Source organism: Herbaspirillum autotrophicum (assembly GCF_001189915.1).
Taxonomy (GTDB): Bacteria; Pseudomonadota; Gammaproteobacteria; order Burkholderiales; family Burkholderiaceae_D; genus Herbaspirillum; species Herbaspirillum autotrophicum.
Window position 1 is genome coordinate 82,052 of the sequence record NZ_LFLS01000013.1, and the last position, 22,697, is coordinate 104,748.

21 protein-coding genes are annotated in these 22,697 nt (G+C 59.0%); 7 read left to right on the top strand and 14 right to left on the bottom strand.

Going from position 1 to position 22,697, the window contains the following annotated elements; all coding sequences use genetic code 11:
• Nucleotides 1-98 precede the first annotated feature (98 nt).
• Complete coding sequence (locus AKL27_RS12045; RefSeq protein ID WP_050463071.1) at nucleotides 99-1,172, top strand: ABC transporter ATP-binding protein; 1,074 nt, start codon at nucleotides 99-101, stop codon at nucleotides 1,170-1,172.
• 112 nt (nucleotides 1,173-1,284) lie between these two features.
• Here AKL27_RS12045 and AKL27_RS12050 read toward each other — a convergent pair whose 3' ends face one another.
• From AKL27_RS12050 to AKL27_RS12080, 6 genes are all read right to left on the bottom strand, one after another.
• Nucleotides 1,285-2,334 (bottom strand): Fe(3+) ABC transporter substrate-binding protein, encoded by a 1,050-nt coding sequence (locus AKL27_RS12050; RefSeq protein WP_050463072.1) that lies wholly within the window; start codon nucleotides 2,332-2,334, stop codon nucleotides 1,285-1,287.
• 234 nt (nucleotides 2,335-2,568) lie between these two features.
• Nucleotides 2,569-2,796: a hypothetical protein gene (locus AKL27_RS12055; protein ID WP_050463073.1), complete on the bottom strand. Its 228-nt coding sequence runs from the start codon at nucleotides 2,794-2,796 to the stop codon at nucleotides 2,569-2,571.
• Between the two features lie 151 nt (nucleotides 2,797-2,947).
• Nucleotides 2,948-4,300 (bottom strand): TAXI family TRAP transporter solute-binding subunit, encoded by a 1,353-nt coding sequence (locus AKL27_RS12060; protein WP_050463074.1) that lies wholly within the window; start codon nucleotides 4,298-4,300, stop codon nucleotides 2,948-2,950.
• Nucleotides 4,301-4,344: 44 nt separating this feature from the next.
• Nucleotides 4,345-4,788 carry a cyanase gene (cynS, locus tag AKL27_RS12065; protein ID WP_050463075.1) on the bottom strand — a complete coding sequence of 148 codons (444 nt, stop codon included), beginning with the start codon at nucleotides 4,786-4,788 and terminating at the stop codon, nucleotides 4,345-4,347.
• Nucleotides 4,789-5,023: 235 nt separating this feature from the next.
• Entirely contained in the window at nucleotides 5,024-5,785 is a 762-nt protein-coding gene (locus AKL27_RS12075; RefSeq protein ID WP_050463077.1) for an SDR family NAD(P)-dependent oxidoreductase, read from the bottom strand.
• A gap of 118 nt (nucleotides 5,786-5,903) precedes the next feature.
• A complete protein-coding gene (locus AKL27_RS12080; RefSeq protein WP_050463126.1) occupies nucleotides 5,904-6,623 on the bottom strand; it encodes a FadR/GntR family transcriptional regulator in 720 nt (239 codons plus the stop codon).
• Nucleotides 6,624-6,812: 189 nt separating this feature from the next.
• Between AKL27_RS12080 and AKL27_RS12085 the strand changes: the two genes are divergently transcribed.
• Entirely contained in the window at nucleotides 6,813-8,270 is a 1,458-nt protein-coding gene (locus tag AKL27_RS12085) for an MATE family efflux transporter (protein ID WP_050463078.1), read from the top strand.
• Nucleotides 8,271-8,312: 42 nt separating this feature from the next.
• Here AKL27_RS12085 and AKL27_RS12090 read toward each other — a convergent pair whose 3' ends face one another.
• Nucleotides 8,313-9,266: an aldo/keto reductase gene (locus tag AKL27_RS12090; RefSeq protein ID WP_050463079.1), complete on the bottom strand. Its 954-nt coding sequence runs from the start codon at nucleotides 9,264-9,266 to the stop codon at nucleotides 8,313-8,315.
• A 194-nt stretch (nucleotides 9,267-9,460) separates the two neighbouring features.
• Here AKL27_RS12090 and AKL27_RS12095 point away from each other — a divergent pair, with 194 nt between their 5' ends.
• The 4 genes from AKL27_RS12095 to AKL27_RS12110 all read left to right on the top strand — a co-directional run bounded on the left by AKL27_RS12095 (nucleotide 9,461) and on the right by AKL27_RS12110 (nucleotide 14,623).
• Nucleotides 9,461-11,134, top strand: a complete 1,674-nt coding sequence (locus AKL27_RS12095) for a Na+/H+ antiporter (RefSeq protein WP_050463080.1) — start codon at nucleotides 9,461-9,463, stop codon at nucleotides 11,132-11,134.
• Nucleotides 11,135-11,360: 226 nt separating this feature from the next.
• Complete coding sequence (locus AKL27_RS12100; RefSeq protein WP_050463081.1) at nucleotides 11,361-12,338, top strand: helix-turn-helix transcriptional regulator; 978 nt, start codon at nucleotides 11,361-11,363, stop codon at nucleotides 12,336-12,338.
• A gap of 99 nt (nucleotides 12,339-12,437) precedes the next feature.
• Nucleotides 12,438-13,196, top strand: coding sequence for an aldolase (locus AKL27_RS12105; RefSeq protein WP_050463082.1), 759 nt, complete (start codon nucleotides 12,438-12,440; stop codon nucleotides 13,194-13,196).
• A 113-nt stretch (nucleotides 13,197-13,309) separates the two neighbouring features.
• Nucleotides 13,310-14,623 (top strand): MFS transporter, encoded by a 1,314-nt coding sequence (locus AKL27_RS12110; protein ID WP_050463083.1) that lies wholly within the window; start codon nucleotides 13,310-13,312, stop codon nucleotides 14,621-14,623.
• Here the strand turns inward: AKL27_RS12110 and acpA are convergent.
• On the bottom strand, nucleotides 14,620-16,215 hold the full coding sequence (acpA, locus tag AKL27_RS12115) for an acid phosphatase (RefSeq protein WP_050463084.1): 1,596 nt from the start codon (nucleotides 16,213-16,215) through the stop codon (nucleotides 14,620-14,622). The two genes, AKL27_RS12110 and acpA, sit on opposite strands and share 4 nt — an antisense overlap.
• A 190-nt stretch (nucleotides 16,216-16,405) precedes the next feature.
• On the opposite strand from acpA, the gene AKL27_RS12120 reads away from it, so the two are divergent.
• Entirely contained in the window at nucleotides 16,406-17,647 is a 1,242-nt protein-coding gene (locus AKL27_RS12120; RefSeq protein ID WP_050463085.1) for a cytochrome-c peroxidase, read from the top strand.
• A gap of 23 nt (nucleotides 17,648-17,670) precedes the next feature.
• Here the strand turns inward: AKL27_RS12120 and AKL27_RS12125 are convergent, their stop codons facing one another.
• The 6 genes from AKL27_RS12125 to AKL27_RS12150 all read right to left on the bottom strand — a co-directional run bounded on the left by AKL27_RS12125 (nucleotide 17,671) and on the right by AKL27_RS12150 (nucleotide 22,688).
• Entirely contained in the window at nucleotides 17,671-17,910 is a 240-nt protein-coding gene (locus AKL27_RS12125) for a hypothetical protein (RefSeq protein ID WP_050463086.1), read from the bottom strand.
• Between the two features lie 98 nt (nucleotides 17,911-18,008).
• Nucleotides 18,009-18,839: a transporter substrate-binding domain-containing protein gene (locus tag AKL27_RS12130; RefSeq protein ID WP_083439012.1), complete on the bottom strand. Its 831-nt coding sequence runs from the start codon at nucleotides 18,837-18,839 to the stop codon at nucleotides 18,009-18,011.
• Between the two features lie 2 nt (nucleotides 18,840-18,841).
• Nucleotides 18,842-19,615: an ABC transporter permease gene (locus AKL27_RS12135; protein WP_050463087.1), complete on the bottom strand. Its 774-nt coding sequence runs from the start codon at nucleotides 19,613-19,615 to the stop codon at nucleotides 18,842-18,844.
• Nucleotides 19,616-19,851: 236 nt separating this feature from the next.
• The gene (locus AKL27_RS12140) at nucleotides 19,852-20,847 is read right to left on the bottom strand and encodes an ABC transporter substrate-binding protein (protein WP_050463088.1); all 996 of its coding nucleotides are present in this window, start codon (nucleotides 20,845-20,847) and stop codon (nucleotides 19,852-19,854) included.
• On the bottom strand, nucleotides 20,844-21,641 hold the full coding sequence (locus AKL27_RS12145; protein ID WP_050463089.1) for an ABC transporter ATP-binding protein: 798 nt from the start codon (nucleotides 21,639-21,641) through the stop codon (nucleotides 20,844-20,846). Before AKL27_RS12145 ends, AKL27_RS12140 begins: the two co-directional genes overlap by 4 nt.
• Before the next feature lie 159 nt (nucleotides 21,642-21,800).
• A complete protein-coding gene (locus AKL27_RS12150; RefSeq protein WP_050463090.1) occupies nucleotides 21,801-22,688 on the bottom strand; it encodes an SDR family oxidoreductase in 888 nt (295 codons plus the stop codon).
• Between the last annotated feature and the right edge of the window lie 9 nt (nucleotides 22,689-22,697).

Consider the following 22,697-nt stretch of genomic DNA (forward strand, 5'->3'; position numbering starts at 1 on the left):
GAATGAAAACCGGAGCAAACGCGACATGCAAAGACACCGGCAACATGCGCTACACTGGCGGCAAATGAGAATTGTAACTATTTTCCCCGAAGGTTCCGATGTTTCTGCAAGTCGATCAGGTCAGTGTCAGTTATCCGCGTGCCCCTTCGCCCGCGGTTGAATCGGTTTCCCTGCAATTGCAGGCAGGTCAGCTGGGCGTATTGATCGGCCCGTCCGGCAGCGGCAAGACCACGCTGTTGCGGGCGATTGCCGGGCTGGAACATACCCGGGCCGGCACCATCACACTCGACGGTCAGGTACTCGATGGTCCCGGCATCCGCATTGCGGCCGAACAACGCCGCATCGGCATGGTGTTCCAGGACTTTGCCTTGTTCCCGCACCTGAACATCGGCGCCAACATCGGTTTCGGTTTGCGTCATGGCAGCGCGCGGGAACGCAGTGCGCGCGTCAGCGAAATGCTGGCGCTGGTCGGCCTCGATGGCGCGCAGGACAAATTTCCGCATCAATTGTCGGGTGGTCAGCAACAACGCGTGGCGCTGGCCCGGGCACTGGCGCCGGAGCCGCGCCTGCTGTTGCTCGACGAACCGTTTTCCAGCCTCGATGTGGAATTGCGTGAACGGCTGGCCGACGATGTGCGGCACATCCTGAAACAGGCGCGCATCACGGCGCTGATGGTGACGCACGATCAGATGGAAGCATTTGCCGTCGGCGATATCGTCGGCGTCATGCAGCAAGCCAATCTGGAACAGTGGGACCAGGCCTATACCCTGTATCACCGTCCGACCACCCGCTTTGTGGCGGACTTCATCGGGCACGGGGTGTTCGTCCCCTGCACTCTGGTGCGCGACGATCTGGGACTGACCATGTCGACTCCGCTCGGCAATGTGCATGATGTGGCCGCCGCCAGCTTTGGCGATGATCAGGAACAAACCGATTTCGATGTCTTGCTGCGCTCGGATGACATCCTGCACGACGATGCCTCGCCATTCAAGGCGCGGGTGGTGCGCAAACTGTTTCGCGGTGCCGACTTTCTGTACACGCTGGAACTCGGCGATGGCTTGCAGGTGTTGTCGCTGGTGCCATCCCATCACGATCACGCCATCGGTGAATGGATTGGCGTGCGACTTGATGTCAGTCACGTGGTGGCATTTCCGCAACCGGTACCGGTTTAACAGACAAGGCATTCAGCCAAAGAAAAACCCCGCAGAGCATCACTGCCCTGCGGGGTTTTTCTTTGGTGCCGGTGCATCTCAAATCCGTTGCACCGGAAACCCATGGTACTGATTACTTGTAGCCAACGCGGTCCAGAATCTGCAATACCTTTTGCTGATTGCGGCCGGTTGCTGCCACATCAATCACTTCAGCCTTGAATGGTCCCAGAGAATCCAGCGCGGCATTGCCGGTCTTGACGCTCTTGACTGCCGGCCATTCATTGTTGCCTTCGGCGAAATAACGCTGGGCATCGTCGCTCGACAGATATTCCAGGAACTTGATGGCCTCAGCCTTGTGTGGTGCATGCTTGGCAACACCGGCACCGGCGATATTGACGTGGGCGCCAAAGGTTTTCTGATTCGGCCAGACGACGCCGATCTTGCTGACCACGGCGATATCTTCCGGCTTGGTCGACTTCATCAGACGCGCGACATAATACGAATTGGAAATGGCAACACCGCATTCACCGGAAGCGACGGCCTTGATCTGATCTGTATCGCCGCCGACCGGCGAGCGCGCCATGTTGGCAACCATGCCTTTGAGAATCGCTTCCGTTTTGGCTTCGCCGACATGCTCAAGCAAGGCACCAAACAGCGAAACGTTGTAAGGGTGTGCGCCGGAGCGGGTGCACAATTTGCCCTTGTTTTTCGGATCGGCCAGCGACTCGTAAGTGTCGACGTCTTCCGGCTTCATGTTTTGCTTGTTGTACACGATCACGCGGGCGCGGGTCGAAAAGCCGAACCATTGCGAACCCTGACCGTCATCCTTGCCACGCAGGTTGGCCGGAATCCGCGATTCCAGTACGCTCGATTTCACCGGCTGGAACAAGCCGTCATTTTCGGCGCGCCACAGACGGGCGGCATCGACCAGCAAAATCACATCCGCCGGACTGGCGCTGCCTTCGCTTTTCAGACGTGCCAGTGTGCCGGCATCGTCACCGTCAACGCGATTGATCTTGATACCGGTGGCTTTGGTGAACCCGCTGTAGAGCGCTTCGTCAGTCTGATAATGACGGGCGGAATACAGGTTGATCACCTTTTCCTGCGCATGTGCGGCTGTTGAGATACCCGCCAGCATGATTCCTGCTGCCAACGTGCGTAAGACAAACTTGCGTAAAAACATGAACTATCCCCTTTCGGCTGATTAATCTGCAGTCTTTGCACCGCAAGCCGGTGGCGCGTCCGCCCCAAAAGAAGCGTCACGTGCCGTGCTTGCATGTGTAAAGGCCGTCAGGAATATAGCACAAATGAGAATTATTCGCGTTTTAATTTTTTGCTTACCCGCATCTGATGGCATGCGTCAGATCGCGTCGCTTGCAGCCTGCCCGCTATCCGGCAGTACCACGTGGCTCGCATTTCAGCCGCGTGCTTTCGACAGCACGACGAGCCAGCGACGGAACAGGAGAATTTCGAGGTGACCGGCTTGCAGACCGGCGCTGCATTCGATTACCGGATTGACCCGGTAGCGGCGGACATAGGTGTCGCGGCAGACGAACATTTCGCGGCGACCCATGCGCAGGCTGAAGGAGGTCGGGCTGGATTCCAGACCAAATCGTGCAGTTGAGGCAAGATCCAAGTGTGTCATGGCAGTGATTCCTATCCGTTTGAAAGAGAATCCACTGTATCACGACTACTGTATAAATAAACAGTACTTTTTATGTGCTGTTGTTTCAGCGCCAAACGATATTAGCACGGCCGCCGGACCTGCCCCCAATTCGCGCATCCGGCACTCGCCGTCAGGTACTGCCCTCGAGCCGGCTGCGCACGAAGCCGATATGCTCGCGCAACACATAGAACTGATCGGCAAACGCCAGCGGCATTTTCATGCGATTCACGGCCGCTTCGATTTCATCCAGTTGCGCCCGCATCCTGGCCTGCTCTTCCGGCGAATGGCCGGTGACGCCGCGCTCCAGCGCAATCAGTGCGCCATACCAGCGATAGATGCGCGACTTGATGCGCCAGCCGTACAGCATCGGCACCAGACGCAGCCCCGGAATCAGCAACAGAATGATCGGCAGCAAGATCACTACCGTGCGGTCCACCAGGCTCGCCAGCCAGAACGGCAAGGTACGGTAGAAGAAGCTCTTGCCGGATTTATAGTAGCGCTTGGCATCGTCGCTGATCGGGAACTCATGCTCCAGCGGTGCCGGAAATTCACCGGCGCGTTGCAGCACATTGGATTTGCCATGTACTTCGCGCGCCGCCTCGATCAGCAGATCCGACAAGGCCGGATGCAGGCTGTCGCGGGCGATCAGTTCAGCCGTCGGCGCAATGAGACGAATGTTGCGCTCCGGTGAATTCTTGCCGAGATCGAACACGCCCATCGGCAACCGCAGTTCATTCAGATAACTGAAGCGCCGGGCATAAGCAGCCGCCTGCGAAAAGTCGAGCAAGCGGATACCCGGGGTGCGCAACAGTTTGCCCATGGTAGGTGGCGAAGCTGAATCCCCCATCAGAAAGGCGGCATCGATCTCGTTGGCCACCAGCGCCTTGGCGGCTTCATCGCCGCCCATGTCGAGCAACTGCGTCTTGCCGCCCGGTTCAATGCCGTTGGCCTTGAGCAGGCTCAGCGCCAGCACGCGCGAGCCGCTGCCCGGCATGCCGATGGCGACCTTCAAGCCATGCAATTCAGACAAGCGGGTGACAGCGGTCTTGCCGCGATAGAAAACCGATACCGGCACATACGACACGCTGCCGAGCGAGACCAGGTCGGAAATATCGATGCCGGAGGCCACCCCGCCCTGCACGAAACCGATATCGACATCGCTGTCCGGATCACTCAGCTTGCGCAGGTTATCGAGCGAGCCTTCTGACGTCAGCACCTTGAGCGTGACGCCGTCGCGCGCCAGAATCTTGCGATACTTTTCTGCGGTATTCCAGAAATTGCTGTCTTTCGGCCCGGTGACGATGGTGATGGTGTTGGGCGGCGCCGGATGGATCAGCCAGATCGCCAGCCAGACGCCGACAATCGCCAGCAAGACGATGGGGCCGAAGCTGACTGCCAGATCACGCCACGAGATGGCGACGAAACGCGCCTTCATGCGGCGCACGGAATGTTTGGGGACGGGAGGAGTTTGGTCTGCGCTCATGCGGGCTATTCTACCGCCCTCTTTCTGCGTCCGACAAAAATGCTTCAATAAGTCTTGTAGGGCAGAAATTTGCCGCTCAACACCACATTGACGCGATCACCGTTGGGATCGGCCTGCCGCTGGATATCCATCTTGAAGTCGATGGCGCTCATGATGCCGTCGCCGAACTCTTCGTGAATCAGTTCCTTGATGGTAGTGCCATAGATGCTGACGATTTCATACCAGCGGTAGATCAGCGGATCGGTCGGCACCGGCGTCGGCAGCGAACCTTTGTAGGGCACTATCTGCAACCACAGGGTCTCTTCGTCGCTGAGGCCGAACAATTCCTGCGTGATCGCCGCCTGCTTCGCCGTCAATGTCATCTGGCCCAGCATGGCGGCGGTCGTCCACTCCTTGCTCTGGCCAATTTTTTCGGCCACGGCGGCCCAGGTCATTTTGTTCCTGACCTTGCCTTCAATGATTTTTTGGGTAACCAGATGACGATCCATGAATGCTCCTCGATAGCGGGAATGGCAAAAACCGGACTGCTGCATTGCGGTGCAGATACTGCACCAACGCCGTCCGGCAATCCCGAAAAAGCCCAAACCGGCATGATGATTCCGGGATCCCCAGCAGATCAGCAAAGCCCGTGCCAGCGCTCGCATAAAGACAACATGCCGCCGCCAGTTTGCACTGACGACGGCATGTTGTCCGGACTCCGGCTTTACGCCGGCATCAACGCCATCAAGGCATGTACTGACCGCCATTGACTTCGATGATCTGTCCGGTGACATAGCCCGACAAATGATTCGACGCCAGATACAGGAAAGCGCCGGCGCATTCGTCCGGTTCGCCGATGCGGCCCATGGGAATGGTCTTGCGGAAATTTTCCAATTGTTCAGGCGTGGTGAAGCGCTCCTGGAACGGCGTCATGATCACGCCCGGCGACACCGCATTGACGCGGATGTGATCCGGCAGCAATTCCTTGGCCATACCGCGCGTAATGGTGCTGACAAAGCCTTTCGATGCGGCATAGATCAAGGCGCCGGGACCGCCGCCGTGACGCGCCGCCACCGACGTCACATTGATGATGTTGCCGCCGCCCTGCTTGCGCATCAGCGGAATCACGTTACGGCTGAAGGCCACCACCGAACGGGCATTGATATGCACGATCTCGTCGAACATGGCATCGGTGGTATTTTCCAGCGCTTCGCGTTTGACCAGACTGCCGGCATTGTTGATCAGTACATCGATACGACCAAACTGTTCCACCACTGCTTGCACGCTGCGCGCAATGGCATCGCTGTCGAGCACGTCGGCGCCGACCGTGATGGCCTTGCTGCCGCTGTTGCGAATGTCTGCCGCAACCGCTTCGGCTTCCGTTGCCGAGCGGTTGTAATGCACCGCCACTTGCGCGCCGCGGGCACCAAATGCGCGTGCTGCCGCTGCGCCGATTCCGGTACTTGCACCGGTAATGAAGACTACCTTGCCTGCCAAATCCAACATTGTCTGCACTCCTGGAGAGGTTAATAGGGTGATGCCACCGGCTTTGCGTCAGGCGCCGGTCTTGTTGTGAAAACAGTTGAAGCGGCGCCGAAAATGCCACACCGGCCTGGCGAGCGCCTCACTCGCGGGCGGATTCGTCCTTGTTCTTGGCGGCGCCGCGATAGGCATCGCGCACCCGCACCAGATGGCCGCGCATGGCGTCCGAAGCACGCGCCGGATCGCGCGCCTTGAGCGCGTCGAGAATGTCGCGGTGATCTTGCAGACTGCGCTCCAGCGTGGCCGGAATGCGCGAAGTGATACTGCGGCTTTTCTTGCCCAGCACATACAGGCTGCCGGCAATGCTTTGCAGAAACGGGTTGTCGCAGGCTTCGATGATGGCTTCATGAAATTCGACGTCGGCCGCGGCAAACGCCACCGGGTCACTCAACAGCCGCGCTTCATCTTCGATATTCGCGGTCAGCACCGCCAGCTCGGCTTCGGCCATGCGTGTCGCAGCCAGTGCCGCAACCCCGGTTTCGATGATCAGGCGCGCATCAAACAGCGCTTCCAGCGTGCCGGCGTTGAGATCGATGATCATTTCCAGCGGCTCCAGCAATTCGCGCGGCTCCAGCGAACCGACGAAAGTGCCCTCACCTTGCCTGATGCGCAACAAACCCAGCAACGCCAGACCGCGAATCGCTTCACGCACCGCCGGCCGGCCGACCCCCAGCATCGACGCCAGTTCGCGTTCCGGTGGCAATTGCTGATCGGGCTTGAGCAAGCCGCTGCGAATCATGGTGAGCAGCCGTTGTGCGACTTGCTCGGAAATGGATTTCTGTACGATGGGATCAAATGACATGAGTGCCTGGACGTAGATTGGTAAGACCAATGAGAGCGCAGCATAGGCGGCAGCGTCCCCCCTGTCAAGCAAGGGCTTGCCCGGCAGCATCCCGACATGCCTGCTGCCGTGCCGGCGCATTTGCAAGTTGATACAAAGTGGTGCACCAAATTGCGCTAGCATAGCCGTTCCGCCAGCCTCATTTACTTTATGTCTGCCACCCGCGCCGCTTCCCGTCCTGATCTGGTCAATGGCCCGATTGCCCGCACCCTGCTGATGTTTTCGCTGCCGATTCTGGGCAGCAATATCCTGCAATCGCTGAATGCCTCCGTGAATGCGGTGTGGATCGGCCATTATCTGGGCGAATCCGCACTGACGGCGGCATCCAATGCCAACATCATCCTGTTCTTCCTGCTCGGCGTGGTATTCGGCATCAGCATGGCGACCACGATTCTGGTCGGACAGGCCATCGGCTCCGGCAATGTCGATCAGGCGCGGCGTGTGGTTGGCACCGGCGCCGTGTTTTTTGCCGCGTTGTCGGTGCTGGTAGCATGCGGCGGTTATCTGTGGACGCCGCAAATCCTGGCCGCCATGAATACGCCGGCCGATGCCGCACCGTATGCGATTGCCTACCTGCGCATCATCTTCGTGGCGCTGCCGGTCATGTATTTCTATAACTTCCTGATGATGACGCTGCGCGGCGCCGGCGACTCCAAGACCCCGTTCTATTTCATGCTGCTCTCGGTGGCCATGGATATCGCCCTCAATCCGCTGCTGATTTTCGGCCTCGGACCGTTGCCGGCCATGGGCATTGCCGGCTCGGCGCTGGCGACGCTGATTGCGCAAACCACCAGCCTGGTGTGGCTGATCGTGTATCTGTATCGACGTCAGCATTTTCTGGCGCTGCACAGCAAGGACTTGCGCTACTTCTGGCCGAACCTGGCGATCCTGCGCGCGCTGGTGATGAAAGGCTTGCCGATGGGCATGCAAATGCTGGTGATTTCTTCCTCGGCGCTGATCATGATGAGCATGGTCAACCGCTACGGTTCGCAAGTCACCGCCGGTTTCGGCGTGACCTCGCAGTTATGGACCTATGTGCAAATGCCGGCGCTGGCGATTGGCGCCAGCGTGTCATCGATGGCGGCGCAAAACGTCGGCGCCGGACGCTGGGACCGGGTATCGCGCATCGCCCGCATCGGCGTCGGCTACAATTTTTTGCTGACCGGCGCACTGGTGACGGTGCTGTATGTGTTCGATCATGCCGCACTTGGCCTGTTCTTGCCGCGCGATGGCCAGGCCATGGTGGTGGCGCAACATATCAATAACATCGTCGCCTGGTCCTTTGTGCTGTTCGGGATCACCATGGTGTTGTTCGGCGTGGTTCGTTCTACCGGCGCCGTGATGCCACCCTTGCTGATTCTGGTGATATCGATGTGGCTGATCCGCTTGCCGTTCGCCGAAGTGCTGAGCGCCCGCTATGGCGCCGAAGCCATCTGGTGGAGTTTCCCGCTGGGTTCGGTGGTGTCGGTGCTGCTGGCGCTGGCGTACTACCGCTACGGCGGCTGGCGTCACGCCCATATGCTGAGTGCGCAAGTGCGCGGCATGGCCCCCGATACCGGCATGGCGACCCCGGCCATGAGCCGGGTCGCGCCCGATGAACAGGCTTGATATGGCAGGCTTGATACGAAGCGGGAAGGAAGCTTCAGCGCCTCAGGCGGCGCTGGCCTGATCGAGTTGCGCGATGGCTTGCACATCAAGATTGAGCCGGGTCGCTGCCACCAGCGCATCGAGTTGCGTCAGGGTGGTGGCGCTGGCAATCGGCGCCGTGATGCTGGGGCGGGCAATCAGCCATGCCAACGCGACACTGGCCGGCGTGCTGCCGTAACGTTCGGCCACCTGATCCAGCGCCGACAAAATGCGCAAGCCGCGCGGATTCAGATAATTTTTCACCTTACCGCCGCGCACACTGCTGCCCAGATCCTGTTCGCTGCGATATTTGCCGCTCAGAAAACCGCTGGCCAGTGAATAGTAATTGATGACGCCGACGCCATTTTCCAGGCAATACGGCTCCAGCGTGGCTTCAAACCCAGCGCGGTCATAGAGGTTATATTCCGGTTGCAGCGTTTCATACAGCGGGTAATCGTGCTGCTGGCTGACGCTACGCGCCTGCGCCAGTCGCTCGACACTGAAATTGGACGCGCCGATTACCCGCACTTTGCCTTGCCGTACCAGATCGGCGTAGGTCGCCAGCGTTTCTTCCTGCGGCGTATCGGCATCATCAGTATGCGATTGATACAGATCGATGTAATCGGTTTGCAAACGGCGCAATGAATCTTCCAGCGCCCGCACAATATATGCTTTGCGCAAACCCTTTTTGCCATCGCCCATGTCCATGCCAACCTTGGTCGCCAGCACCACCTGATCGCGCTTGCCGCTGCGCCTGAGCCATTTGCCGATGATGGTTTCCGATTCGCCGCCGCGATGCCCGTCGACCCAGCGCGAATAGACATCGGCGGTATCGATCAGATTCAACCCCGATGCCACGAACTTGTCGAGCAGCGAAAATGAGGTCGCCTCATCCGCGGTCCAGCCAAATACGTTGCCGCCGAAGGCCAGCGGCGCAACCTCAATGCCGGAATTGCCCAGTGTGCGCTTGGTGCTCATCATCTTGCTCCTTGTCAATGGCCTTGGTAACGGAGTGCCAATTCTAGTCCCGATTCACATCCGCCGCTGACGACGCCAACCTCACTATGGCCCTATACTTGTCGCTGGCGCGGGAACCCGGCTTGCCGGTTACCGTCAGATGCATGCGCATCCTCCTGTCTCACTGACCCACTGACCTTCTTCGCCCGCTACTGATGGAAATTGTCTTTACCGTTCTGATCCTGTTGCTCGCCGTTGCCGCCTCCGGTGTCGCCGCTCGTCTCGCCCCGTTCAAATTGCCGTTGCCACTGTTCCAGATCGGACTCGGTGCAGTACTGGCGTTACCGCTGTTCGGCTTGCGCATCAGCTTCGATCCTGAATTGTTCTTGTTGCTGTTCATCCCGCCACTGCTGTTCAGTGATGGCTGGCGGATTCCCAAGCGTGAATTCTTTCGGCTCTCGAAACCGATTCTGGCGCTGGCGCTCGGCCTCGTATTGTTTACCGTGGTCGGGGTCGGCTACTTCATCCATTGGATGATTCCGGTGATTTCGCTGCCGGCTGCGTTTGCGCTGGCCGCCGTGCTGTCACCGACCGATGCCGTGGCGGTATCTTCGATTGTCGGCAAGGGACGCTTGCCGACCACGCTGCAGCATGTGCTGGAAGGCGAAGCGCTGATGAATGATGCTTCCGGTCTGGTGGCGTTCAAGTTCGCCATCGGCGCCGTCTTGTCGGGCACCTTTTCGCTGATGGACGCCAGCCTCAGTTTCGTGCTGATCGCCATCGGCGGTATTGTGGTCGGCCTCGCCGTGGCCTGGAGCTTCGGTTTGGTGCGGCGCAAGATCATCGAATGGGCCGGCGACGAACCCGGCGTGCAAGTGGTGCTGCTGTTGCTGATTCCGTTTGCGGCCTACATCTTTGCCGAACATTTCGGCTTGTCCGGGATTCTGTCGGCCGTCGCCGCCGGCATGCTGATGCCCTACGTCGAAACCGCCGGCGCCGAATCGGCCGCAACCCGCATGCAAGGGCGCAGCATCCTGATGATGCTGGAATTCGTCTTCAACGGCATGTCGTTTCTGTTGCTCGGTTTGCAATTGCCGGGCATCGTCGGCCTCGCCCATATCGATGCGCAAATGGCCGGCAACGTCCCGGTCTGGCATCTGTTTGCGTACATCGCCGCGATTACCGCCGCATTGATTGCCATGCGCTTCTTCTGGGTCTGGTTCAACCTGCGCCTCAAAAGCTTCAGCAGCGCCTTGCGCGGCCGCCGCAGCAAACAGCGCGCGCTGGATGTGCGGCTGATCAGCATTACCTCGCTGTCCGGCGTGCGCGGTGCGATCACGCTCGCCGCCGTCATGTCAATTCCGCTGGCGATGCCCAACGGCAGTGCATTCCCGGCCCGCGACCTGCTCATCTTTCTGGCCACCGGCGTGATTCTGTGTTCGTTGCTGAGCGGCAGTTTTTTCCTGCCATGGCTGTTGAAAGGCTTGCAACTCGATGGCGAACATCAACGCCAGCGCGCCGAAGAAATGCGGGCCCGGGCACGGGTGTCGGAAGCCGCCGTGCGCGGCATAGAAAATGCCCACGACAAACTCAGCACCCAACTCGATGAAGCCGATCAGGCGCTGCTGACCGAAGTCAGCGGCAGTCTGCTGGCAACTTACCGCATGCGCATGGATGCCGAAAGCGATTCCGAAGAAACGCACCGGGTCGCCAATCGCTTCAAGCAGTTCGAACGCGAATTGCGACTGGAGGCATTGCGCGCCGAGCGGCAGGAACTGCATCGCCTGCGCGCCCAACAGGAAATCAACGACGAAACCTTCATGAGCCTGATCAACCAGATCGACATGGCGGAAACCTGGCTGCTCGGTTCGCTCAGTTCCTCCAACTGACGCTGCGCCGGCACGACCGCCGTTTCGATGATGGAATGACAACCCGGCAGCCACGCCGCTGCCGGGTTTGCCTGTTGCCTGCGAATGGTGCACACTGCGGCTGAAACAGCGATGCGACACGGCAACCGGCCGGTCCATGTCCATACGCCCAGAGACAGCACCGATACCAGCACGAATATTGCTTGATCGACGATACCGCTGCCGCCAGCCATCAGGAGACCATCACATGACGACCTCGCTCATTTCCCGTTTACCGTACGGGCCGGCCTTGCATCCGGTCAGCGTATTCTCGGTGCATCACCTCAAATATGCGCTCGATGATCTGGTGGCGCCCGGCGATATTCAATCGGCGGACAGTTTCCCCGGTACCCTGTCGGCCTGCCGCATGGTCGGCGGCGGCATCATGCTGATGGCGTCGTTGCCAGCCGACACCATGGTGCGCCACGAATGGCAGCATCTGTCTGACCTGTCTGCCGATGACGTGATTGCCACTGTGGTGCTGGCCGGTACCGGCAGTGTCTCGCAGCATGGTATCGATCTGCAGTTCCAGACCGGCGACGTGTTTTATCGCAAGGCGCGCCTGCCCTCAGCGGTCAGGGTCGATCAGGCTTGCCGTTTTCTGTTGCTGCGCTTTTCGTTTGGCCGTTTCAGCGGCGCCCATGTCAAACGCTTCAGCGACTTCGTACCGTCGCTGGCGCGGCGCGATTCGCAATTGCGGCAGGCGCTGTGGCAATACGTCGAACATGTGCTGCCATCGCTCGCCAGCAGTTCGGTCAATACCGTGCACCACGCCGAGCAGGCCTTCATTTCATTGTTGTCGGCGGTGTATTCCGAATCGCAGCAATGCAATCACACCGACAATAAAACCGATATCCGCTGGGAATTGCTGGTCAGCACGCTCGACACCTTGCTGTATGAACCGGACCTGACCGTCACCGACCTGTCGCGCGCACTCGGCATCTCGACGCGGCTGGTGCATCGCCTGTTTGAACTCAACGGTCACCGCTACAGTTCTTATCTGCTAAGCAAACGCCTGGCGCGCGCCCATGCCGACCTCAGCAATCCACAATATGCACAAGTGCCGGTATCGGAAATCGCTTACCGTGCCGGCTTCAACAACGCGAGTCATTTCAGCCGCAGTTTCAAACAAGTCTATGGCGCCGCCCCCTCGGCCTACCGCAGCGCCGGCGCGCTGGCAGCCTGACGCGTGCACTTGCATGCATGCCGGCGTGCACTCCGGTGTTAGTGCGTGACGGCAGGCTCGCGGTAGTCTTCTCTGCATCAAAAGCCAACGGAGAAGAACGTGACCGCAGCAGCCAAGCAAGCATTGTCCAGCCAGGTATTGGGCCAGATTTCATCGGGTCTCGACTACGGTAACTGGAGCATTGAAGAAAAAATCGCCCTGTCCTGCAACATCCTCGCCAAGGAAGGGCATTCTGAAACACTGGCCGGCCAGATCACGGTACGCCAGCCCGACGGCAGCTTTCTGACTACGCCGCTGGCGCATGGCTTCGATGAAATCAGCGCCGCTTCGGTGATCCGCATCAATGACAAACTGGAAGTACTGGAAGGTGCCGGCGCCGCCAATCCGGCCATCCGTTTTCATCTGTGGGTATACCAGCGACGGCCGGATGTGAACTGCATCATCCACACCCATCCGCCCTATGTGTCGACCCTGAGCATGACCGGCCAGCCGCTGGAAATCGCCCACATGGATGCCACCCCGTTCCACGACGACTGCGCCTTTCTGGCGGAATGGCCGGGCTTGCCGATTGCCGATCAGGAAGGCGAAATCATTTCCGCCGCGCTCGGCAGCAAGCGCAGCATCCTGCTGGTCAACCACGGCTTTCTGGCGGCCACGTCATCGATTGAAGAGACCCTGTATTTGTCGGTACTGATCGAGCGTGCCGCACGCAATCAACTGCTGGCGATGTCGTCTTACGGCACCCTCAAGCGACTCGATCCGGTACTGGCCAAGGAATCGCATGATTTCCTGCTGGCCCCGAGCATCGTCAAAGCCAGCTTTGCCATGTTCGCGCGACAGTTGCTGCGCACGCGCTGAATAAAAAAACCGAACCGCAACGCCGTCGCCGCACAGATATTCCGCACTTGGTGCCTATCGCGCACGACGGCGTCAGCCGGTTGCCGTTGTCCTTATCTCGTCAGGAGCCGTCCATGTCTGCCGTCAAAAAACCGAATCGCGTGATTGTCTTTCTTTCCAGCTTCATCGGCACTGCGCTGGAGCAATATGATTTTCTGTTGTACGGCACCGCTGCCGCACTGGTATTCAACAAACTGTTCTTCCCTACCCTCGATCCGCTGACCGGCGCGCTGGCGGCGATTGCCACCTATGCCACCGGCTATGTCGGACGTCCGCTCGGCAGCATCCTGTGCGGGTATCTGGGCGACCGCTACGGCCGCAAATCGGTATTGCTGGCGACGCTGATCATCATGGGGGTGGCCTCGACCCTGATCGGTTTGTTGCCAACCTATGCCAGCGTCGGCATCTGGGCCCCGGTCATGTTGTGCACACTGCGCCTGATTCAAGGCATCGCCCTTGGCGGTGAACAAGGCGGCGCGATTCTGATCGCCGTTGAAAATGCGCCGCAAAAACGCAAAGGTCTGTTTGGCAGCTGGAGTTCAGCCGGCGGCATGGCCGGTCTGGTGATGTCGACGCTGGCCTTGTCGATTACCGCCAAATTGCCGGAAGCCGATTTTCTTTCCTGGGGCTGGCGTCTGCCGTTCCTGTTCAGCATCGTGCTGGTGGTGATCGGCGTGATATCGCGCGCCCGCTTGCCGGAGTCAGAGGATTTCGCCGCCGCCAGACAAGCGGGTACGGTATCGAAAACACCGCTGCGCGCACTGGTGCGTGAGCACAAGAAAGAAATCCTGCTGGCCGCCGTCGCCCGCGCCGGTGAAATTGCCTGGGTCATCAATGTGCTGGTGTTCACCACGTCGTATGTGGTGACGCAATTGCAACTGGGCAAACCGATGATCTTGAATGCGATTCTGATCGGTGCCTGCATTTCGATTTTCGGCAATCCGTTCTTTGCCGCCATTTCGGATCGTATCGGTTTTCGCCGCATGTACCTGATCGGCGCCGGTGTCGCTGCCATCGGTATCTGGCCGTATTTTGCCATGGTCAGCTCGGCGCAACCGCTGCTGGTGTGTACTGCCGTGATTCTGGCCATCGGCGTGGTTCATCCGATGATGTACGGCCCGCAAGGCGCCTTGTTCGCCAGCCTGTTCGGCACCAAGGTGCGTTACAGCGGCGTCGGCATTTCACATCAGATCGGCGCGTTGGTCGGCGGTGGACTGACGCCGCTGCTGTCGGCGCTGTTGCTGGCCAAGAATCAGGGCAGTCCGTGGATGGTGGCGATTCTGATCACTGCCTTCAGCCTGATTGCCGGGATTGCCGTGATGGCGATGGGCAAGGCCGCTGTCGATGACAGCAGCCCGGCCCGCAACGGCGAAGCAACGGTTTCTTAATTGGTCAGGGCGCCGCTCAGGTCACCAATCGGCTTACCGCCGTTGGCTTGCAATGCACGGTCACGCTCGGCGATGCCGTCGAGCACCGGCAACGACCAGCGGCGCGTGATGAAACGCAGGATCGAAGTGGTGTCGTACAGACTGGAATCGACATAGCCTTTTTTGGCATACGGCGAAATCAGGATGGTCGGTACGCGTGAACCTGGCCCCCATTGATCGGCCTTGGGTGGCGCCGCGTGATCCCAGAAGCCGCCGTTTTCGTCATAGGTGACGACGATCAGCATGTGGCCCCATTGCGGACTCTGTTGCAACTGGCTGATGACCTCGGCGATATGGGCATCGCCCGAAGCGACATCGGCATAACCGGCATGCTGATTGAGGTTGCCTTGCGGTTTGTAAAACGCCACCGGCGGCAATTTCCCGGCGGCTGCATCTTGCAGGAAACTGCTGTCGAAATCCTTCAGATGCCGGGCCCGGTAAGCGGCATGCTTGACCGGATCCATGTTGGCAAAGTAATTGAACGGCTGATGATGAAACTGGAAATTCGGTGTCGGCGACGCAAATTTGCGATCCCCCTGAGCACTGTTCAGGGTGGCATTCCAGGCACCGGCATACCAGGCCCAGTCGATGCCTTTGGCAGACAACAGATCGCCGATATTTTTTTGCGTCTGCGGCGGCAAGGTCGACGCATTGGCGCGGTCGGCAAACAATTTGGCGCTGTCGCCGGCAGCCGGCGCGACATTGCTCGGCTGATAGGGCGGCTGCATGGTATTGACCGCATAGAACATGCCCTTGGCATCGGCCGGCGTCAAGGCGCCGTCATTGGCATATTTCGGCGCGCCCTTGAGCACTGAAGCGGCAGCACCGGCGGCCGGTGTCAGGCGTGCGAACTTGCCGTCGGCATCGACATCGATCCTGGAAATCAGGCCACGCGCCGGTGACTTGTCAGCATCTGGATATTGCGGAGCGCAGGCGCAGATCAAAAACTGATGCGTCAAAAAGGAACCGCCAAAGGCGCCGATATAGAAGTTATCGGCCAGCGTGTATTGCTGCGCCAGTTTCCACATCGCCATACCGCTGCCATCGTAATAACCCATGACCAGACCGCCGGCATCGGAATAGGTGGCGAACTTGTCGTTCTTGCCGCCATTGATCTGCATCTGGTTATTGTAAAAACGATGCACCAGATCGCGCGTGATGACGTCAGCGCCGGCATTGAAACCATCGCTGCCATCAATGCGGAATGGCTGGTTCGGCAGATTCGCCGATTGCGCCTGCGTGATCACCCGCGACTGCCCCGGCAGCGTCACGCCACCCCAGGTCGGCGGCAATACCGGCAACACCGAACCATCGACATCGCGTTGCGGTGCATAGGCCGATTTGGAAGACGGATTCACGCCCGGAATACCGTCGGCACCGGGAAACAATCCGTACAAGGTATCGAAGCCGCGATTTTCCGCGTAGATCACCACCAGGGTATCGATATTGCGCAAGGCGCTGTCGTTGCCGGCCAGATTGGCGTTGCCGCCGCAGGCAGTCAGCATCAGTAGCAAGGCGGTCGCCAGCAAGCTCAGGCGAAGGGGTCGGTTCATGTTGATTCCTTTATTGAATCGCGCCATGCTAGCGTTCAAATATAACGGGAAAATGACAAGAAACGCGCTGCAAGCCTTGCCTGACAAGGACCTGACAAAAACCGGGGATAGCCGTCATCTTTTCGTCACATTGAACTGTTAGGGTTCGGATTCTGTTTAATTGGCAAGCCACATTGCATCCCCGGATTTCATGAAAGCCCTTCTGCTCGGTTCAACCCTGATGGCCGCGCTGGTACTCCAGACCGGCAGCAACTCGCCATCGGCAGCGGCCGCAGTGAGCGCCGGCAAACCGGCTGCGCTCAGCCGGCAACAACAACATCAACGGGTGACGGACCTCACCACGCTCGGTCGCGCCATGTTTTTTGATCAGGCATTGTCGGCCTCGGGCAAACAATCGTGCGCCAGTTGCCATAGCCCGGAACATGCCTTCGGGCCGCCGAACAATTTGCCGGTGCAACCGGGCGGACGTTTTCTGACGCTGTCCGGCACCCGGGCCGTGCCGTCATTGCGCTATATGCAAAACACGCCGGCCTTTACCGAGCACTATCACGATGACGATGGCGACGACAGTATCGACGCCGGCCCCACCGGCGGCCGTACCTGGGACGGACGCGTCGACTCCGCACACGAACAGGCGCGCATTCCGTTGCTGTCGACCCATGAGATGGGCAACGCCAGTACCGGCGAGGTGGTCAACAAACTGCGCGCGGCAACTTACGCCCCACAGTTGAAAGCCCTGTTCGGTGCACAAGTGTTTGATGATCCCGAACGGGCGTTTGATGCGGCCATGCATGCGCTGGAAGTATTTCAGGAAAATCCGGCCGACTTTTATCCTTACAGCAGCAAGTACGATGCTTTCCTGCGCCGGCAAGTGAAGCTGACGCCACAGGAAATGCGCGGCCTGAGCCTGTTCAACGATCCGGACAAAGGCAACTGCGCCTCATGTCATATCAGTGCCGTCGCCCCCAACGGCGCATTTCCGCAATTTACCGATTACGGTCTGATCGCCCTCGGCGCACCCCGTAACCGAGAAATTCCGGCCAATGCGAATCCTCAGTATGTTGATCTTGGTTTATGCGGTCCGGAGCGTACCGACTTCATGGATAGAAAAGACTATTGCGGCTTGTTCAAGACGCCGACCTTGCGCAACGTAGCGTTGCGGCAGACCTTCTTTCACAACGGCGTGTTTCACAGCCTCGATGAAGTGATGCGGTTTTATGTCGAGCGCGACACGGCACCGCAGAAATGGTATCCGCGCAACCGCGACCGCAGCTTGCGCAAGTTCGACGACCTGCTGCCGGCGTATCACGCCAACGTCAATATGGAAGCGCCGTTCGGCGGCAAGCGCGGCGACAAGCCGGTATTGTCAGCCAGCGAAATACAGGACGTGATCGCGTTCATGAAAACGCTCACCGACGGTTACCAGCCCTGAGCGATTGTCTGCAAGCCAGAGGCTCAGGCAATCGTGTTGATGGTAGTGCCGATGGTCTGCCCGTTGGCATTGATGGTAGCGGTCTGTTGCGCCCGCGCGGCCTGCAGCTCTTCGGCGCGACGTTCTTCGGCACGCTTGCGGGCGGCTTCTTCCAGATCCTTGCGTTCCTGAATCCGGCGCGCTTCCTCCGGATCGGGCGCTTTGGACACCACGGGTACCGGCGGCGCAGCAGAACTGACGGATGAGACGGAATCGATTGCCACGATAATCTCCTTGTGAAGGGATTACTCACCATCTGCCATATTGTCGATAGCACAATATGCAGATGATCAGATGAACTCACATCTTACACGCTATCGGATTAATGACAATCCGGCACGTTCTGATCGAGATACACCTCGAAGGCGACGTTATTGGTCCACTTTTTCTTGAGCGTACCCATGAAACCCGTGGCATACCAGCTGGCCGCAGTCTGTTTCAGGAACGCGATGGCTTTGCCATCATCCTGCCTGACGATGAAGGACAGCGCAGCACGGCTTTGCACCGGCAAGCGGGCCGAGAATTTTTTCCATTCCGGCAGTTTCAGCAATTCATTGAGCAAGGTATCGTCGTGCACTGCCGCATCGCATTCACCGATGCGCACCGCCAACAGCGAATCGGCCGGCGCCCGCTGGACTTTTTCGATAGCACCGTAGCGTGCCGCCATCTTGCCGACATAAGCGCCGCCCTCGGACAGACAGACGGTACGCCCTTTCAGTTGTTCCCAGGTCTTGATGTCGGTATCGGTGCGCATGATGGCCATGGCACCGGCGCTGTAACCGGTGGCAATGACCGCCGCGTCGCGTCGCAGCGGATCGTTGTCATCCACCATGGCCAGCACCACATCGGCCTTGCCGCTCTTGAGCAAATTCAAGGCGCTGCCGGCATCGGCCTTGACCGTGGCCAGCCCGGCCTTCAGACGGGTCGCCAGATCTTGCGCCAGCGGCGTTTCCAGACTTTCCGGGGTACGGAATTTGGCGCCGGCGACGTACTTCGGCAAAGGATAAGCAAGTCCGGCATTCAACACGCCGCGCTGCGCGACGCCATCAATATCAGCCTGCGCCGCGCCCGCCGTCATCCAGCACGCCGCCAACACCGCCAGCGCGCGCAGCGATGCGGAAGTCAAAGAGAGGCGCAGCGAGACGGTGTTCATGTTTACACGTATTGGTAGCGTAACAAACGATGTTTGAGGTTTTCCAGAATCACCTGATCGATCAGGGCCGCCAGAATGGCAATCGCCAGAATATTGGTCATCACGCCGACCATGTCGGCAGTCTCACCGGAATACGCCAGCGTGCGGCCCAGGCCCTTGCCGAAGCCGATCAGCATTTCAGCCGAAATCAGTGCGCGCCAGGCATTGCCGAACGCCAGTTGGGCGCCGGTAATCAGCTCCGGCATGACTGCCGGCAGATACACGCGACGCAACATGCCCCAGCGCGTAGCGCCCATCACGCGCGCCGCCGATACGTGCACTTGCTGCACGCTCTCGGTCGCATTCATGACTGACAAGGCGGCCGGGAAAAACGCGGCAATCGCCACCACCACCATGATCGGCAAATTGCCGAAGCCCATCAGGATCAGGAACAGCGGCACCCAGGCAATCGAAGGAATCGACTGCAAGATGATGATGGCCGACTTCAATACTTCGCGGAAGAAGAACAGCACCGCGCCAAGCAAACCAAAACCGATACCGAACAACAAGGCCGCTCCGTAACCGCCACCGAGGCGCGTCAGGCTGCCCCACAGCGCAGTCCGGAACGCCGGCTCCTGCACTTCATGCCACAGGCGCGCCAGCACCACCGGCACCCCAGGCATCAAAAAGTCCGGCAGCGACCAGGCAGCGATCTGCCACATCAACAAAATGAAAGCAATCGCCATCACCATGGCAAGCTTTTTACGATATCCGGTAACGCGACGCTGATTACTCATAATTTAGAAATGCGATGGCCGACGAAGTCGCCGGCCGAAAAATAATTGCAAAAAATAGCGATGCTCGATGCTTATACCGATGCTTAAGGAGCCGATAAGGAGCCGATAAAGAGCCGATCGTGGACCAGCAAGCGTAGCGAGCCAGTCGCCGTTACGTCGAGACGCGCAGCCGTACATGCGTACGGCGAGCATCACAGATGTCAATCCGGCTGGCGCAGTAGTTTTACGCCATGCTGTCAGAGCTTGCGATCCTTCTGCCAGCTCAGGTCCACGATGCTGCGTACCTCAAACGGCTTGCCATCCTTGGTTTTCAACGAGCCTTGTTCTTGCAGGATGTTGGCGATGTCTTGCATGCGGTCCTGTTCTTTTTCGGTCAGCTTGGCATTGAAGGTCTGGCTCTTGATGGCGTCGCGGATGACGTCTTCACGCAGCAGTTCACCGTGTTTGAGCGTCTTCAGTACCGGCTCGGCGATGAAGTAACCGGCGATCAGCTTGGCCGCATCGTAAGGCTTTTTCTTCAGCAGTTCGATGGCGTCACGCTGGGCGTCGAGCGATTTCCAGACCGCCGCGCGGCGGTTCTTCAGGGTTTCACCGGAAGTGATCACGACCATGCATGGGAACGGCCAGACTTCGCCGATTTCATAGATTTGCTTGACCGGTGCAATCAGTTGCGCAATACGTGCCTGCGGCTCGAACAGGAAGGCTGCGTCAACGCGCTTGCCGACCAGCGATTGCACGGCAACTTGCGGGCTGACGCCGAGCACGTTGACGTCATCTGCCTTGAGGCCGGCATCCTTGAACACCACGCCCTTGAGCACGACGTCGGCAGTGCTGCCTTCGGCTTGCGAAGCCAGTGTCTTGCCTTTCAGATCGGAGACTTTCCTGATGCCGGAATCGTCACGCGCAACAATCGCGTGATAGCCAAGCTGCGCGCCACCGACGACTTTCAGGTCAGCACCTTTCGACGCCCATGCCACGGCATTGGTAAAGCCGAACACGCCAGTATCGAGCTGGCCGCCGACAATCGCCTTGATCAGGTCGGTGCCGGATTTGAATTCGATCAGTTCGACATCCAGGCCGTGTTTTTTGTACAAACCGGCTTCATAGGCGGCCATGGCTTGTGCATCATCCATCACGCGCAGATAGCCGACCTTGAATTTTTCGATGGCCATGGCATTGCCGGAAAGCGCCAATGCTGCCAGTACCGGAACCAACAAACGTTTGATCTTCATACCCCTACCCCCTCTATCGTTTTAGCAAAGTCATCCTGTTCGGCATGAATCCCGAGCAGGCACAATATTTCCCGACGCACGGCGGAGAACTCCGACAAGTCGTGCGTCTTTTCGTGATGCACCAGATTGAATTCCTTGAGCACGGTGGCGGGCCGGTTACTGAATACCAGAATCCGGTCCGCCAGGAACAAGGCTTCATCGACATCATGCGTGACCAGCAACACGGTCGGTGCCTGATGTCCGCTGGCGGCGTCGCCTTCTTGCCGGATCAACTGGCGCAAGGCGTCTTGCAAGGTCATGCGGGTCAGCGCATCGAGCGCGCCGAATGGTTCATCGAGCAACAAGGCTTTGGGACGCGAAATGAAAGCCCGTGCCAGCGCTGCACGTTGGCGCATGCCGCCTGATACCTGATGCGGATAATAGTGTTCGAAGCCGCTCAGGTTGACTTTGCCAAGCCAGCTGCGCGCCTGTTGTGCGGCAGACTTCTTGTCGACATTCTGAAACTCCAGCGCCAATGCCACGTTTTGTTCCAGCGTCAGCCACGGATAAAGTGCGTTTTCCTGAAACATCAGCGTGCGTTCCGGATGCGGCCCGCGCACCGGCTTGCCATCGGCCAGAATGCTGCCCGAGCTGGGCGTCTCGAGTCCTGCGGCGATATGCAGCAAGGTCGACTTGCCGCAGCCGGAAGGACCGACCAGCGCCACCAGTTCTCCCTGCTCGATATCGCGACTGAAATCGTCGATCACGTGCAAGCCGGAAAAACTCTTTTGTATGTTCTTGAAAGATAACTTCATGTTGATCGTGTGATGACAACAGCCACGCCAATGCTGTCGTTTTTGCAATTATTTGCGGATTTTCCTCAAAGTAGCAGGGACTTTACTGAGGCCCGAGATGCAAGACAACAACTTTTAAGTCTTATGCTTATGCGAAAAACGAATAAACAGCCGCCAAAATCAAGCAGTCGCCATGCCATCGAGCATGTGTTGCACGGTGTCAAACTGCAACCGGATGCCCAGCTCGGCGCGCAGCCGGGTATTGCGCAAGCGTCGCGACTCTGACATGAATGACAACATCACCGGCGATACCGCCTGTGTCAGCTCGGCGCGCGACAGCCGTGGCGGCAGTGGCAGCTTGAGTGCACGGGCCACGGCGTCGAAGTACTCGCCCATTTTCATGTCGGAATCGTCGACGGCATGATAAATCCGCAACGGCGCCCCACGGAACAAGGCCGTGGCGGCGATCCGCGCCAGATCATCGGCGTGGATATGGTTGGTATACACATCTTCATCGGCATTCAATGCCGGCAGCGCCTTGCGCAGACGCTCGGTTGGCAAGCGGTCCTGAGCATAAATGCCAGGTACGCGCAAGATCGCCAGCCGGCTGCCGCTGCGTCTGGCCCAGGCGCGCAACACGGTTTCGGCGTCGACGCGGCGTTTGGCGCGTTCGTTCTGCGGCCGGGTGGCACGCGTCTCGTCAAAACTGGCGCCACCGCAATCGCCATAGACACCAGTCGTACTGATGTAAACCATTACCGCCCGGTCGGGTAAAATGGCGGCCAGGTTACGGGTCCGGCGGTCCAGAGCGCCCGCTGCCGGCGGCGGTGCCAGATGCACAATCGCCGGCGCCAGCCGCGCCAGACGCGCCAGACTGGCGGGATGATCGAGGTCGGCGACGACCGGAATGGCGCCGGCGGCACGCAATTCGGCGCAACGCTCCGGCTTGCTGGTAGCGACAAACACCCGGAATCGGGTGCGCACCAGCGGCAGCAGACGCATGCCGACATCGCCGCAACCGAGGATCAGCAAGCGTGGCTTACCGATTTTTTTTAATTTATCTTTCATGATCAGGAT

What these genes read in the sequence shown, in the direction of transcription:
- acpA (WP_050463084.1), bottom strand. Translation starts at nt 16,215, where the DNA reads ATGAACCGACCCCTTCGCCTGAGCTTGCTGGCGACCGCCTTGCTACTG.
- AKL27_RS12060 (WP_050463074.1), bottom strand. Translation starts at nt 4,300, where the DNA reads ATGAGCGCAGACCAAACTCCTCCCGTCCCCAAACATTCCGTGCGCCGC.
- cynS (WP_050463075.1), bottom strand. Translation starts at nt 4,788, where the DNA reads ATGGATCGTCATCTGGTTACCCAAAAAATCATTGAAGGCAAGGTCAGG.
- AKL27_RS12150 (WP_050463090.1), bottom strand. Translation starts at nt 22,688, where the DNA reads ATGAAAGATAAATTAAAAAAAATCGGTAAGCCACGCTTGCTGATCCTC.
- AKL27_RS12145 (WP_050463089.1), bottom strand. Translation starts at nt 21,641, where the DNA reads ATGAAGTTATCTTTCAAGAACATACAAAAGAGTTTTTCCGGCTTGCAC.
- AKL27_RS12100 (WP_050463081.1), top strand. Translation starts at nt 11,361, where the DNA reads ATGACGACCTCGCTCATTTCCCGTTTACCGTACGGGCCGGCCTTGCAT.
- AKL27_RS12130 (WP_083439012.1), bottom strand. Translation starts at nt 18,839, where the DNA reads ATGAACACCGTCTCGCTGCGCCTCTCTTTGACTTCCGCATCGCTGCGC.
- AKL27_RS12140 (WP_050463088.1), bottom strand. Translation starts at nt 20,847, where the DNA reads ATGAAGATCAAACGTTTGTTGGTTCCGGTACTGGCAGCATTGGCGCTT.
- AKL27_RS12110 (WP_050463083.1), top strand. Translation starts at nt 13,310, where the DNA reads ATGTCTGCCGTCAAAAAACCGAATCGCGTGATTGTCTTTCTTTCCAGC.
- AKL27_RS12050 (WP_050463072.1), bottom strand. Translation starts at nt 2,334, where the DNA reads ATGTTTTTACGCAAGTTTGTCTTACGCACGTTGGCAGCAGGAATCATG.
- AKL27_RS12045 (WP_050463071.1), top strand. Translation starts at nt 99, where the DNA reads ATGTTTCTGCAAGTCGATCAGGTCAGTGTCAGTTATCCGCGTGCCCCT.
- AKL27_RS12085 (WP_050463078.1), top strand. Translation starts at nt 6,813, where the DNA reads ATGTCTGCCACCCGCGCCGCTTCCCGTCCTGATCTGGTCAATGGCCCG.
- AKL27_RS12075 (WP_050463077.1), bottom strand. Translation starts at nt 5,785, where the DNA reads ATGTTGGATTTGGCAGGCAAGGTAGTCTTCATTACCGGTGCAAGTACC.
- AKL27_RS12055 (WP_050463073.1), bottom strand. Translation starts at nt 2,796, where the DNA reads ATGACACACTTGGATCTTGCCTCAACTGCACGATTTGGTCTGGAATCC.
- AKL27_RS12120 (WP_050463085.1), top strand. Translation starts at nt 16,406, where the DNA reads ATGAAAGCCCTTCTGCTCGGTTCAACCCTGATGGCCGCGCTGGTACTC.
- AKL27_RS12090 (WP_050463079.1), bottom strand. Translation starts at nt 9,266, where the DNA reads ATGAGCACCAAGCGCACACTGGGCAATTCCGGCATTGAGGTTGCGCCG.
- AKL27_RS12135 (WP_050463087.1), bottom strand. Translation starts at nt 19,615, where the DNA reads ATGAGTAATCAGCGTCGCGTTACCGGATATCGTAAAAAGCTTGCCATG.
- AKL27_RS12080 (WP_050463126.1), bottom strand. Translation starts at nt 6,623, where the DNA reads ATGTCATTTGATCCCATCGTACAGAAATCCATTTCCGAGCAAGTCGCA.
- AKL27_RS12095 (WP_050463080.1), top strand. Translation starts at nt 9,461, where the DNA reads ATGGAAATTGTCTTTACCGTTCTGATCCTGTTGCTCGCCGTTGCCGCC.